This window comes from Paenibacillus plantiphilus (assembly GCF_927798095.1).
Taxonomy (GTDB): domain Bacteria; phylum Bacillota; class Bacilli; order Paenibacillales; family Paenibacillaceae; genus Paenibacillus_Z; species Paenibacillus_Z plantiphilus.
Map to the genome: position 1 here is coordinate 58205 of NZ_CAKMMF010000001.1, position 13810 is coordinate 72014.

A 13810-nucleotide genomic window follows, 5' to 3' on the forward strand; every position below is an offset into this window, starting at 1 on the left:
GCGCTCCTTCTACACCGTCGACTTCTTGCGGAGAGTCGGCAGCAGCTTGCTCATATTCACCGTTCTAATCGGCTCCCATGTCTCAGGCTTCTCATCATCATACTGTTCCAGATAGACGATAACTTCCTTCGTGAGCGGCGTAGGCGTAGAGGCTCCGGAAGTAACAGCAACACGCTGCTTGCCAATCAGCCACTCCCGCCTAATCTCGGAAACGTCTGCAACTCGGTAAGCCTTCACGCCTGCAATCTCCTCGGAAACCTGTGCCAGCCTGTTGGAATTATTGCTTCTTGGATCACCGACAACGATGCATAGTTCAGCTTGGCCAGCTTGCTCCGCTACCGCTTCCTGACGAACCTGTGTCGCCAGGCAAATCTCGTTGTGAATCTCTGCAGTCGGAAATTTGCTAAGCAGCCTGCTGATCAAATGCTTGATATCCCACTGGGACATCGTCGTCTGATTCGTAATAATGATCCGATCCGTAGGCAGCTTCAACAGGTCGATCTCTTCCTCTTTCTCCACCATATGCACATGCTCGGGAGCAATCCCTATAGCACCCTCCGGCTCGGGATGTCCCTTCTTGCCAATATATAGAATCTCGTAGCCTTCCGCTACCTTCTCCCGAATCAGATCATGAGTCTTGGTAACATCGGGACAAGTCGCATCCACAACCGTAAGTCCTCTGTCGCGCGCGCGTCTGCGCACCTCAGGCGATACGCCATGAGCAGTGAAAATAACGGTTCCGCTCTGGATCTGCTCCAGAATCTCCAGACGGTTCTCTCCATCAAGCGTAATAACGCCCTCTTCCTTAAAAGCGTCCGTTACATGGCTGTTATGCACAATCATGCCAAGTATATAAATAGGGCGCGGCAGATCAAGGTTCTTCGCTGTTTGCAGGGCAAGCACCATCGCATCTACGACGCCGTAACAATAGCCTCGCGGAGAAATTTTCACAATTTCCAATTCAGACACCTGCTTTCTCAAGCCGTAACTTGTTCAGGAAGGCATTCTCCTTCCCGCTCCAATCTATTATACCCCATTCGATTGGTGCTGGAAAGCAATCGGCAGCCACACAATAAATGTCGTGCCCACACCTTCCTTGGTCGTTACTTCGACTGAACCGCTATGCTCATCGATAATCCACTTGGCAATGGACAAGCCAAGTCCTGTACCGCTCTTCTGGCCACGCGATACATCTGCTCTGTAGAATCGCTCGAAAATATGCGGAATTTCGTCACTGTTCATACCGATCCCTGTATCTTTAATAACGATGCCCGCAGCCTCGGATGAACGAAGCGAGCCAAGCTCAACATAACCCGATTCTGTATATTTGAACGCATTCTCAATGAAAATAAAAAGCAGCTGCCTGAGATAATCGCCATGCGCGTTCACCTCCACACCCTCCAGCTCCTTCAAATCTCCGATTCGCCATTCCGCGCTTCTCGGCAGCAATTGCGCTCTGCGGGCGACGTCCTCAACAAGCGGCAGAAGCTGCTGCTGCCGCTTCTCCATCTCATAGCCGGCATCGGCGCGAGCCAGCGCAAGCAGATCGTTGACAAGGCCGCTCATCCGTTTTGCTTCATCCGCGATATCCTGCATCGCTTCGCGCGTTAATACAGTTCGCTGCACTATCCCCTCTTTGTTCTCAGCATGAGATTCATTCCTAAATCCGTCCAGCTCGCCTTGACCGCCCATCAGCTCCAATGAAGGCAGCCACATTCTTTCCAGCAATTCAATATTGCCCCGAATCGTGGTCAGCGGCGTACGCAGCTCATGCGATGCGTCCGATACGAACCTTCTCTGCGCTTTGTATAGCTCATCCAAACCATTATAGGTAAGCTCCAATCGCCCCAGCATGCCGTTGAGCGTATCTGTAAGCCGGCCCATCTCGTCATTTGGTCCTTCCCGAGGTATGCGAACACTCAGATCAGAGCCATGCTGAATCTGGTTCGTCGCTCGAATAACCCCTTCAATAGGCCGCAAAGCCTGCCGCGCAAGAAAGAGGCCAATCGTGAAGGCGATCAGCACAACGCCAATCGATGCAAAAATAAGCGTCGTGCGCAGCTCATCCAGAAATTTGACCTGACTTCCCGTATAAGCGCCAACCTGCAGCAGCCCTACCGTTTCATTCGTCAATGGATTTACAATCGGAACCTGATAGACGACAAAAGGGTACTTGCCCGCAGTCAAATGCACATGCCCTTCTTCCTTTGTTGCTGGTTCTTTAAGATGCGGGTAAGGGAACTTCAGCTTGAGTGCAATCAGATTATCCGATCGGCGCATCACACCTTCTTTATAATTGACCAGTTGAATGAACATCTCCTGATCCTGAATCGTGTAAGGGTTGATCTTCAAATCCAGCCGGTCCCAGAAATCAAGCGAGGGTGTAACCTGGATTTGGAGCGCCTGCTCTTTGACACGCGCCTTGGGCTCGCTGAAAGTATTAAAATTAACGAATAAATAAATGGCAACGCCGAATGCGACCAAGGTGACAGCTAGCACAGCCGAATACCATAACGTAAGTCTAAGCCGAATCGACATCAGAGTCAGCTCCCTTCCGACCGCAGCACATAACCGGTGCCCCTTACAGTCTGTATCAGCCTCTTCCCGACGCCATCCTCCGTCTTCTGCCTGAGCATTGCAATATAGACTTCAAGCACATTGGATTCGCCGCTATAGTCGTAGCCCCATATTTTATCCATAATCGCGTCCCGTGTCAGCACTCTGCGTGGATTCTGCATGAATAAGAGCAGCAAATCGAACTCCTTGGCAGTCAGATCTACACGGCGACCCGAACGGATCGCTTCCCTCGAATCCAGATCCAGTGTCAAATCCTCGAATTGCAGCCTGCTGCTCGCCTCCTCCAGCTTATCAGACTTGCGGCGAAGCAGCGCCCGGACACGAGCAAGCAGCTCTTCAAGCGCGAAGGGCTTAACAAGATAGTCGTCCGCTCCAAGATCAAGCCCCTTGACCCGATCCTGAATATCATCCTTCGCGGTCAGCATAAGAATCGGGACGGTGCTTCCCCCTTCACGAACACGTCTGCACACTTCCCACCCGTCAACCTGCGGCATCATCACATCCAGAATAAGCAGGTCCGGATCGCTCATCAGCATCTGCTTGAGCCCTTCCAAGCCATTGTTCGCAATCGCCACCTCATACCCCTCGAATGCAAGACTGCGCCTAAGCAGCGAAGTGATCTTCTCATCGTCATCAACCACCAATATATGTTGTCGCAGCATCGTCAGCTTCCCCCATCTATCTTCATATCTCATTATTATCATAATTAATCTGCTATCATCATAGCACAAATGCATATCAAACAAGCTCTGTCTCAAAAGAGGACGAGTCCGCTGCCACTTATATCGTTTTCTTCAAGCATACACAGTCCGCTTAAGCGACGGTGCTGTCCCAATAGCAGAACCTGCTACTGGAACAGCACCGTAGACCTCACTAACAATATTATCCCAAATCATTTTTGTTGCCGATTTCCACAGTCAGATCCATCGCCTTCCCATTGCGATAGATGTTCAACACAACCTGATCGCCAACCTTCTTCGTCTGGATTTGCTCAATCAGCTTCGCGGTAGTCGCATATTTCGTACCATCCAGGCCAACGATGACATCGTATTGACGGAGGTCAGCCATGTACGCTGGCGATTTGAGCTGGACGCCTTGCACGATTGCGCCGCTCTTCTCCGGCAATCCGAGCTGCTTCACCATCTCATCCGTCACTTCTCCCAGGCTTGCTCCGATGTAAGGAGCCGGCGCTTTAGGAATCTCTTTGTTCGCTTTCAGGTTATCAAGATTCGCCAGAATCGTGCTTGTCGGAATCGCAAAGCCAATGCCTTGCGCCTGCGAGCTGACTGCCGTATTAATCCCGATTACTTCCCCCTTCAGGTTGAGCAGCGGTCCTCCGGAGTTGCCGGGATTGATGGATGCATCTGTCTGAAGCAGATGCTCGTACTTGCGTTCGCCCTGTTCATCCTGAATGCTGATTGGACGCTCCTTGGCGCTTAACACGCCAACCGTCACCGTATGATCAAATCCATAAGGATTGCCGATCGCCACAACCCAGTCGCCGATGTCAATCTGTTCAGAGCTTCCAAGAGACAAGGTCGGGAAATTCTCCCCCTCTACCTTCAGAACAGCAAGATCAAGATTATAATCCGCGCCGAGCTTCTTCGCTTTCAGCGGCTTGTCATACCCTTGAACCGTCACTTGAATTTCGGTTGCATCGCCAAGCACATGCTGGTTCGTCAAAATATAGCCGGTAGAGTCGAAGAAGAAGCCAGTTCCCATACCGCTAGGCACGAGTTGATTGCTGTCCGGGCTGCTTCCCGTATCGCCTGATTCCTCATCTCCAAAAAACTGACGGAAGAAAGGATCATCCAGCAGGCCTCTGTTGCCGCCTGCACTTCGCTGCTGGACCAGCGTTTCGATTTTGACAACAGCCGGGCTTGACTGCTCGAATATTTGAGCGATATTGTTGGGACGCACCACATCCGAAGCAGTGGATACTACGCCGTCATCACCAGCTTTGGCCCCGGTATTAACCCCTTGGGTCGTCGTCGTTGCTTGACCTAATGCCTGATCGCTTGAGAACCAATTCTGACGGTCAGCGGCATACATAAGCGAGCCTACCGTAAGAACCCCCACCAGGAAGGAGAGGAAAATTGCCCTGAACGAGGTGCGCCGCTTCGGCTCCTTCACCTGCCAACCGCTGCTCGTCGACGATTGGGTCGGCGCGAACGGACGGAGCTGCGACGGCGGCGTCACTACAACACCTTGACTGGCATGACTCTGCGAGAGGGCTGACGCCCCATCATTATTGCCTGCCTGCTGCTGCTGATTGAGCTCTCCTGACTTAAACGGGCCATAAGAATAATAATATGAGGTCTTGGACTGCTCCGGCTCCTCGTTTACCGTTTCCTGTGCGTGGGGCCCTTGACCTTCATCGTCCTGCCCGCTCGTGTTATGGTGAAAGAAATCATCATAAGAATTTTTTTTGTTCTGATCGTCCATCCTTCTTCCTCCTCATTAACCTCAACTTGCTTGCTATAGTTCTATCTTGCACAATCTACCTTAAAACAAACTTAATTTGTTTATAAACAAAAATAAAAAAATCCGGACATCTACCACCTGCTCATAGACGCGCCGGACGAATCAGCCTTTCCAATTGTTCATTCAAAATGTCAGTGAGGAAACAGCGACTCCACTTGGTGGAGCACTTTCCTGGCTTTGTCCACCCATCCGGACTCGATCTCCGCATCGGGATCCAGAGGCTGCTGGAACTGATTGACAAGACCCCCTACAGTACTCAGATCCGCAGAAGAATCCAGTCCATCATTGTAAATATGCTTGAGAACGAATGGCTGGCCGAATTGTATCTTGGCGTCATTATCCACCGTTTCACTGTCCAAATTGCCGTTCGTAATCGTAAAGGGCAGGCGAAGCCATACTTTATTCGCTTCGTCCAAGCTCCGATCGAAGGAGCCGTGATCATAATCCCAGCTCCCTCCAAGCGCGAACTGATGCTCCTCCAGCATTTGCTTGACCTCAACATATTCGTGTTTGCTTGACTCCAGGACGGAAGATAGTGGGATCATAGCTGACCTTCTCCTTATTCGCGGGATTTATCCTTAGAATGCGCGAACGCAGTCCCGATTATCCCGTCTTCACCCATCCCTTGCGATGTGCAAGGACTGCCAGCTGTGTCCGATCCTCCAGCTCGCATTTCATAAGCAGGTTGCTGACATGGGTCTTCACCGTCTTGATGCTTATATGAAGCTCCTCGGCAATCTCTTTGTTGGACTGGCCTTCCGCTATAAGAAGCAGCACCTCCCGCTCTCGTTCGGTCAATCCCTCATCTGCCCCCTGCGTCGTTCGCTGCCGCAATCCTCGTGTCAGCGCTTGAGAAACATCTGCCGTCATAACCGGCATCCCTTTAACCGCTCCGCTTAGCGCATAGATCAGTTCTTCCGCAGATACTGTCTTCAGCACATAGCTGACCGCTCCCGCTTCGACAGCAGCAACAACCTTCTCATCCTCCAGAAAACTGGTCAGCATCACAATCTTGAGCTCAGGGAACTCCTTCATAATCATTCTGGTCGCTTCGACGCCATCCATCTCCGGCATCATCAGATCCATCAAAATAAGATGCGGACGTTCTTCCGGCGCGCTATTGCGCAGCATGCGCAGCGCTTCGAGTCCATTGCTCGCCTCAGCAATAACATCAAATTTCGGCTCCAGCATTAAATACGTGCGAAGTCCGGCACGCACCATATCATGATCATCAACAATCATTAATTTGCATTTATCCATTCCGCTCATCTTCAGCTTCGGCTCCCTTGTTGATATAATTCGGCAGCATCACTCGAACTCGCGTGCCGCTGCCCGGCTTGCTTATTATAGAAGCATCTCCGCCCAGCTTGCTGGCTCTCTCTCTCATCGTCGAAAGACCATACGAGCCGCGCTTAACCTGATCGGCCCGGAATCCCGATCCATCATCCTGAAGCGTCATTACAATCTGTCGTTCGGTCTCCGCCATCGTCAGATGGGCAGTCCTAGCGCCGGCATGCTTCACGATATTGGCCATCGCTTCCTGTATAATAAGGAATAGCTGATGCTCCTTAGCCTCAGACAGCTTCTCCTTAATCCGCCATTCCAGAACCCCTTGCAGTCCATTCTGCCTGCAATAATCAGGAAACCATTTGTCCAGCGCCTCCTGCAATGATCGCCCCTCCAGCTCCAGCGGCCGCAGCTGGGCGATGAAACCGCGCATCTGCTTCTGTGCAAGCGAGGACATCGATATGAGCTGATTCATGACTGCGGCGGAACGCTCCTGATCCAGCTCAAGCAGCTTGGGCAGTGAAGAGGAAGACATATGAATAGCGAACAGCTGCTGACTTACAGTATCGTGCAAATCTCGCGCAAGCCGCTTCCGTTCCTCCAACACGGCTGCTTCGTTGGAAGCCGCTTCATGCATGACCTGCTCCTCGCCTGTACGCTGTATCCACTTCATGCGCGTCTCCAGCGTTTGCACCATTTCATTAAATTCCAGAAACAGAGCGGTAAAAGAACGCGCGCCGCTTTGCGGAAGCCTTACCTCATAATTGCCGTGCGCCGCTTGCTTGATCCCGAGATACATCATATCGATCCGCCGCTGAATGCGCTGAGCGCTCCAATAGCCAAAGCCGCAGCTGACAAGCAATATAACGGCGGCAACGCCGATCCACAGGTCGGTGTCCCAAACCTGCGAATCAACGTATGTGTTGTACAAATGCCAAATGATAACCGAGAGGACCGAGGATGCCACAACCATCAGAATCATGTCCCATTTGCTGTTGCGCAGCAATCTGACCATCATTGCAGCATCACCCTACCTTCGTAACGCGCACGTCGCCGATAAAGGTACTGACCTGCAGCTTGATTCTTTTCTCTGTCTCATGGAAGTACGGCGTCTCCACATTCATATGCTTGAAAATTCCGCCCTCCTTTTCCTCAAGAACCGCAACATCTCCGATGAATGCACTGGATACGACACGTATGCCTGTTTCGAAATCATTAGGAAGAAACACCTTAACATCGCCGATAAAAGACGAAATATTAATTTTGGTTTCTCCTGGCGGAATTTGCGCCTTCGTCAGATCCAGCACCGTATCTCCGATAAAATGAGAGATATTAAGCGGCTTTAGCTCCCAATAATCGCTTCCCATATAGATGTCCCCGATAAAACCGGAACGCGTCTGGGCATCGGGATTATAGTTCCACCATTCCTCGCGGCCCTTATTTCCGCAGCCATGTGCCTTGTGCTCGATGCGTGACCGAATCTTCTCCGCACGCTGCGAATGACGCTCAGCCTTCGCATTCATTCTTTCCTGCTTATAATCGTAGTACTTGTCGGCATGCGGATGCTTGCCCAGATTAATACTTCCCGTCGACCCCTTATATGAATCTGTCATCCCTTCATCACGAGGGCCCTCCGCTTCCTGCTTCGAACCAGATTCCACAGGCGGCTGCGTCGGGTCCGGATGAAGCGGCGGAGCAGGCGGGACATATCGATCTGAACGATGGTCTGAGTCATTGTATTCTTTCCATTCATCAGCCGGAGAGGTGTGTTCCTTCTTCTTCGGCTTGAAAATCATCCGCAGCCCGACGAGGATAATGACCGCCGGCCATATCAATTGCACGATGTCTCCAATCGACCAGTTGAGCCAGTCCAAATTCCGGCCCAGGAATACGAATCCGATCACCAATAATACGCCTGCTCCCCAATAGGAGCCTTTGCCGCTCGTAAGTTCCTTTAGCAACTCCTGAAATCCGAGAAACAGCAGAATAACAGGCCAGAACGTTCTGATCAACTCGCCAATGTTGAAATCAATGATGCCGCCTTGGCGCAGCATAAACCCAACACCGATTACAATAATAAACAATCCCCACAATATGCGATTCAAGAAATGACTATTCATCCATCATCACCAGCTCCCAATTCAATCTTGCATGTTTGTATTCACAGTATAACGGAAGGCTTCGCAAGCATAAAGGGTCTGACGATTGAAACCGTACTCCGTCTAGAGACCGAGGCCCGCTTGTAAAGCAAGTCCAGCAGCAATTACTATGTTATAGGAGTTAACTTCCCTCGTTGACATATTTGACATCGCGCTTATATAATGATGGACGGATTAGAGAAAGAGATGAAACCTTACATGAAAATTGAGACAGGGGATGAAACGATGGATTTGGCCACACTGTCCCAGGGGCTTGATACAATCTGGGTCGTTCTTACAGCGGCCATGATACTGCTTATGGAGGGCGGATTCGCACTATTGGAGGCAGGTTTTGTCAGGCAGAAAAATGCGGTCAGCATCATCATGAAAGTATTTGTGGACATCACATTCGGCGCATTAGTCTTCTACTTCGTCGGATTCGGACTCATGTATGGGAGGGATGCGTTTGGCTTCATCGGCACTAACGGCTTCATGATGACCGGCGATCTGTCTCATATCAGCCTCAACATTACGCATGATACGTACTGGCTGTTTCAATGTGCATTTGTTATCGCAGTCATCTCCATCGTCTCTGGCGCTGTGGCAGAGCGCATTCATTTCCGGGCCTATATTCTGTACACCATAGCGATGACCGCACTCATCTATCCCATGGCCGGACATTGGGTATGGGCGGCTGGCGGCTGGCTCGGCAAGCTCGGCATGATCGATTTCGCAGGCTCCGCAGTCATTCATGCCCTTGGCGGCTTCTCTGCGCTGGCAGCGGCAATATTCATCGGCCCGCGAATTGGCAAATTTACCGCAGATGGCAAGAGCAATATCGTCCCTCCCTCCAATCTGCCGCTGGCATCCGTTGGAGCCTTTATTCTATGGTTTGGATGGTTCGGCTTCAACTCAGGCAGCACACTCAGCGCGACCAACGGCTCCATCGGCCACATTGCAGTGACAACGATGCTGGCGGCGGCAGCCGGCGGAGCGGCCTGTATCCTGTTCACGATGTTCCGCTATAAAAAAGCAGACCCGCCAATGGTCATCAACGGTTCATTAGCAGGACTGGTCGGCATTACAGCAGGCTGCGCCTTCGTATCCGATGGTATAGCTATCATCATCGGCGCCGTATGCGGCATCGCCATGGTGCTTGCCACCGAATTTCTAGAAAGCAAGCGGATCGACGATCCTGTAGGCGCCTTCGCTGTCCACGGCGTAAGCGGCAGTCTAGGAGCGCTTGCGGTCGGATTATTCGCACAGCCGGAGCTAACTCAAGGAATCGGGCAAGGCTATTACGGACTGTTCTATGGCGGTGGCTGGAATTTACTTGGCGTTCAGGCGCTTGGACTCGCCGTCATCAGCATATGGGGATTTCTATTAACTTGGTGTGCCCTATGGTTAATCAAACGGGTCATGCCCGTTCGCGTCTCCAAGGATGAAGAATTGGTCGGTCTTGATGTCGGCATTCACGGCGTACCTGCATACAATCAAGAGCATGACTTCCTCGACCTGGAAAAGCTCAAGCTGAACCAACAGCAGCATGATCACACCTAACGAATCAAGAAGTGAACGAATGAAATGAACAAAGGGGACCGCTGCGCTGGGGAATGTTCTTACGATCGCTGTTGTTCCCAGAATTCTTGAATTTTAACGGTTCATGGTGGAATTCCGGGAACAAAGGCGAGCGCTGACGCTTCTTCAGAAACATTCCCCTGCTCCACTCTGTTGTTCTTTCCTTTGATTTCAAAAAAAAGAACCTTCAACCCACAGCAACCGTGGATTTGAAGGTTCTTTCATTTTCAGCCATTCGCATATAGATAATTAAATCATTGCATCCGCAATGTCGCCAGTAACCGCGATCGTATCCGAGGAGTTCGATGAGCTCAATATCGTTCGCGCATTCTCAACTTCCATTCGCAGCACACGCGCTTTCTCCATAGGCTTCTTCACATAATGAATATATTCAACAGCCAGGTGGTGATCCGGCTTCTTGCCGGAGATAAGTCGCCGGAAAGCTGACATGGATTGGTAGGCACGCTCTTCCATCATGCGACGCTTCTCATAACGCTCCACCATCGCTTCAATTTCAATAATTTCTTGCTGCTTCTTCGCAATATACGCTTCCAGGAAAGGAATAACCTCTGCAGCTTTACGATGCCTCAAACGCGATGGCGCGATATAATCAATCGGGTCCGTCATCTGCAATCACCTGTCCTTACGTGTCATAAATTATCACACCAATTATAATACACGAATGGAGGGCATTTGAAAACATCTTTTTTCTGAGCAGATTTGGTATTTATTTGACACGTATGTCAGCTCCAATGACGCCCAGCAATTCTCCGTTTCTTGAAGTGATTGGAACCGAGATCGTTAAGCACGGCTGTTTCGTAATAGCCGATATGTAAACATCTGAAGTAAAAGACTTGCCCTTCATCGCCTGCTTCCACCATTCACGTCCCCTGGCATTGAGAAGTCCAGCCTCAGGAAGCGAGAAGATAAAGGAGCCATCCTCACGATTGGACCATATCGCTTCGATTTCAGGCGTACTCTGAAGCAAGCTCGTCAGCTTCGTCTTATGGATTGCTTCCTGCAAAGTAACGATCCCCTCATCCGAAGCGATGGCCAACAATTTCTCCATCGTCGCAGCTGCATTGATTTCTACATCGAAAACCTCATGCTTCACGCCAACCTTTTGAATCGCCTTGGACAGCTCTCCTGATGATTTGTGAAGATTGGTGCTGATCCGATCCAGCTTCGCAATTTGGCGCCGCTGCTTATGTGTCAGCTCCAGCGTCTCATCCACACTCCCGAGCGTCTCATTCACAGTATCGACAACCCCCTTCAGCATCGAAGTCGTAGCCGACATATGCTCCGATTGCCGCTTGCTTGCCGTACTGCTCTTGCTGACAAGCTTGTCAACCTCTTGAATGCGAGTGAAAATAGCATCCATTCGATCCTTCGTCTGTCCCATCTCCGCGATACCGCGTTCTACCGCAGCTTTCTCCAGATCGACTGAGGACACAACCTGTTTTACACCGTATTCAATTTCTTGCACAAGACCGCTCGACCGCTTGACCGCTTCATGGCTCTGCTCGGCCAGCTTCTTGATTTGCTGTGCGACAACAGAGAAGCCGCGTCCATATTCTCCTGCATGTGCAGCCTCTATCGATGCATTGAGCGCAAGAAGTGAAGTCTGGGAGACAATTTCCTGAATAAAGCTATTAATTTCGTTAATCCGCGATGTTTGTTCGATAAGCTCGCGAATATGCTTGTCCATCGTCTGGTTATGGGTATTAAGATCGTTCATCACTTGATCAGTCGTCGTTAGCGAACGGCATACCTCCAGAACAACCTCCTTCGTGCTTTTGCTTTCCTCATCCAATTGGTCTGCGGTTGCACTTATCTGCTCTGCTGAAGCTGCAACCTCCTGCAGATTGGAGAACGTCTCTTCAATCCGTTCCATTGCCTTCTTGCTGCTGACGCGAAGCTCCCCTTCAGTCACCGCTGATCGATCCGCGATCTCCGTTAGCTGGCTTGTCGATTGATTGACTTCTTCAACCGCAGCAGTCAGCTGATCTGAAATGACCAGCGATTCATTGATCAGCATCCGCAGCACATCATCATTATCTGGCTTGCCCGAATCGGAGGAATTCCCCTCAGCCGAGACTCTGGACCATAGTCGTTGTAGTGGATTCATCCGAATCTTACCACCTTTTTGTCGGCATCATGCCGGAATAAACCACATTATAATTCAGCATTCGACAAAAATAAAGAAAAACCTTGGTGAATGATAGTGAATATTATACCTTTATATCCCAAATAAAATCATTAAAAAGGTGGAATTCCGCACCAAAACGAGAAGAAGACTGCCGAAAACTCTCGACAGTCTTGAAGCAATCTTATTCTACTTTGCTGATTGCAGAGTGTTACTTCTCCGCGTTGTTAGCAGCAGCATTGTTTGCTGCGTTGTTCGTTGCATTCGCTGTCTTGATTTCTTCAGCAAATTCAGCATTGTATTGATTTTGGGATGCATTCAATTTGTTGTTTTTGTTTTTCGCCATTGTGCTCACCTCCCATACAACAATAGTATGGCAAAGGCAAAATGACTTTATGTAACAAAAAATTAATTAATGCCTGGCTGTGGTCCGACCATCCATCTCTTTAGCTGAAGCTTGCTGCGATGAATGCGCGCCTTTACTGTACCGACAGGCATATGCATGGCATCCGCGATCTCTTGATCCTTGAATCCGTAATAAAATTTGTACAGCAGCATCGTTCGTGAACGGGGATCAAGCATAGCCAGCATCTCGGAAATTTCCAGCATTAAGTCTGGCTCCTCTCCCTGCTGATGCAAGGAGCTGTCCTCATCTGATTCGTTCCAGCTTTTTGATTGTGCGCGTCTGGTTTGTTTGTTCAAATTCAGTGCGATATTGGCTGTAATCGTCTTCGCCCATGCATAGAGCTTGCCCTGCTCCCGAAGCGTTCCGTACTTTGTCAGTATCTGAATCCATGCTTCCTGCACTGCATCCTGTGCATCAGATTTGTTAATGACTTTGGATTGCGCTACATGACTCATCTGCAAGTATAATTCCCTTAGCTTAGCCTCATACTGTTCCTCTTGTGTCGAATCTATGTTGTCAAAAATTGAGTATTTAACGACCATTATAATTCGCCTCACATTAATATGATAGCGTTTGCATCAAAACCCTGTCTTATTATATAATCGCCCAAAAAAAGAAGAATGTCCAGCATAATTTATAATTGCCGAACATTCTTAATTCGCCTTATATTAGGATTCGAATAGACTGTCAGGCAGCGTCTTATTCGCCGTTATCGCATCATCAAGCGCATTCAGCAATGCTTCCGTAAGCTTGCCTCCGCCTCGTCTAATTACCTGAACCTCAACCGTCCGTTTGCCCCACTGCTTGAATACTTGCTTCTTCGTTTCAAAATAAAGGTCGATCTTCTTGCCTTTAATTGCAGAGCCTGTGTCGGCCACGACTCCATATCCGTACCCCGGAATATAGAGCAGCGTTCCAATCGGAAATACACTAGGATCGGCGGCGATTGTAGATACCGTGCCCCGTCTGACCTTCACCCCAGAATAGGTGATGCCATACTGCGGATGTCCCGGCTTCTTCCCAGTTGATTCAATCCCTGCTGTATACCCTGTCGCAATAACCTCTACATGCCTGCCCGCTGGGTTCGAACGATGGGCAGTACAAAGCCCGGGCAGAAGCATGCACAAAATTAATGCGAATATTGTTATTGTCAGGACACGTTTAAACGACATAAAGCTTGTCATCATTTGGTTG

14 protein-coding genes are annotated in these 13810 nt (G+C 49.9%); 1 reads left to right on the top strand and 13 read right to left on the bottom strand.

All coding sequences use genetic code 11. The annotated features are described in order from the left end of the window. Positions 1–9 precede the first annotated feature (9 nt). The 8 genes from L6H65_RS00215 to liaF all read right to left on the bottom strand — a co-directional run bounded on the left by L6H65_RS00215 (position 10) and on the right by liaF (position 8468). The gene (locus L6H65_RS00215) at positions 10–960 is read right to left on the bottom strand and encodes a 4-hydroxy-3-methylbut-2-enyl diphosphate reductase (RefSeq protein WP_236338207.1); all 951 of its coding nucleotides are present in this window, start codon (positions 958–960) and stop codon (positions 10–12) included. Between the two features lie 66 nt (positions 961–1026). Then, the gene (locus tag L6H65_RS00220) at positions 1027–2538 is read right to left on the bottom strand and encodes a sensor histidine kinase (protein ID WP_236338208.1); all 1512 of its coding nucleotides are present in this window, start codon (positions 2536–2538) and stop codon (positions 1027–1029) included. 5 nt (positions 2539–2543) lie between these two features. Next, complete coding sequence (locus L6H65_RS00225) at positions 2544–3236, bottom strand: response regulator transcription factor (RefSeq protein ID WP_236338518.1); 693 nt, start codon at positions 3234–3236, stop codon at positions 2544–2546. A gap of 223 nt (positions 3237–3459) precedes the next feature. Then, positions 3460–5022, bottom strand: a complete 1563-nt coding sequence (locus L6H65_RS00230; RefSeq protein ID WP_236338210.1) for a S1C family serine protease — start codon at positions 5020–5022, stop codon at positions 3460–3462. A 170-nt stretch (positions 5023–5192) separates the two neighbouring features. Beyond that, the gene (locus L6H65_RS00235) at positions 5193–5606 is read right to left on the bottom strand and encodes a YugN family protein (protein WP_236338212.1); all 414 of its coding nucleotides are present in this window, start codon (positions 5604–5606) and stop codon (positions 5193–5195) included. Positions 5607–5664: 58 nt separating this feature from the next. After that, positions 5665–6330 (bottom strand): response regulator, encoded by a 666-nt coding sequence (locus tag L6H65_RS00240; protein ID WP_236338213.1) that lies wholly within the window; start codon positions 6328–6330, stop codon positions 5665–5667. Next, positions 6314–7366 (bottom strand): HAMP domain-containing sensor histidine kinase, encoded by a 1053-nt coding sequence (locus L6H65_RS00245; protein ID WP_236338215.1) that lies wholly within the window; start codon positions 7364–7366, stop codon positions 6314–6316. The genes L6H65_RS00240 and L6H65_RS00245 overlap by 17 nt, the downstream gene beginning before the upstream one ends. A gap of 7 nt (positions 7367–7373) precedes the next feature. After that, positions 7374–8468 (bottom strand): cell wall-active antibiotics response protein LiaF, encoded by a 1095-nt coding sequence (liaF, locus tag L6H65_RS00250; protein WP_236338217.1) that lies wholly within the window; start codon positions 8466–8468, stop codon positions 7374–7376. 264 nt (positions 8469–8732) lie between these two features. Between liaF and L6H65_RS00255 the strand changes: the two genes are divergently transcribed. Then, a complete protein-coding gene (locus tag L6H65_RS00255) occupies positions 8733–10046 on the top strand; it encodes an ammonium transporter (RefSeq protein ID WP_236338519.1) in 1314 nt (437 codons plus the stop codon). A 267-nt stretch (positions 10047–10313) separates the two neighbouring features. Here L6H65_RS00255 and L6H65_RS00260 read toward each other — a convergent pair whose 3' ends face one another. The 5 genes from L6H65_RS00260 to L6H65_RS00275 all read right to left on the bottom strand — a co-directional run bounded on the left by L6H65_RS00260 (position 10314) and on the right by L6H65_RS00275 (position 13803). Continuing rightward, positions 10314–10691, bottom strand: coding sequence for a hypothetical protein (locus L6H65_RS00260; RefSeq protein ID WP_236338218.1), 378 nt, complete (start codon positions 10689–10691; stop codon positions 10314–10316). A gap of 100 nt (positions 10692–10791) precedes the next feature. Then, on the bottom strand, positions 10792–12192 hold the full coding sequence (locus L6H65_RS00265; RefSeq protein ID WP_236338219.1) for a methyl-accepting chemotaxis protein: 1401 nt from the start codon (positions 12190–12192) through the stop codon (positions 10792–10794). A 229-nt stretch (positions 12193–12421) separates the two neighbouring features. Next, positions 12422–12556, bottom strand: coding sequence for a hypothetical protein (locus L6H65_RS26525; protein WP_290370270.1), 135 nt, complete (start codon positions 12554–12556; stop codon positions 12422–12424). 62 nt (positions 12557–12618) lie between these two features. Next, positions 12619–13158: an RNA polymerase sigma factor gene (locus L6H65_RS00270; protein WP_236338220.1), complete on the bottom strand. Its 540-nt coding sequence runs from the start codon at positions 13156–13158 to the stop codon at positions 12619–12621. A 126-nt stretch (positions 13159–13284) separates the two neighbouring features. Continuing rightward, the gene (locus tag L6H65_RS00275) at positions 13285–13803 is read right to left on the bottom strand and encodes a 3D domain-containing protein (RefSeq protein ID WP_371877604.1); all 519 of its coding nucleotides are present in this window, start codon (positions 13801–13803) and stop codon (positions 13285–13287) included. Positions 13804–13810 lie beyond the last annotated feature (7 nt).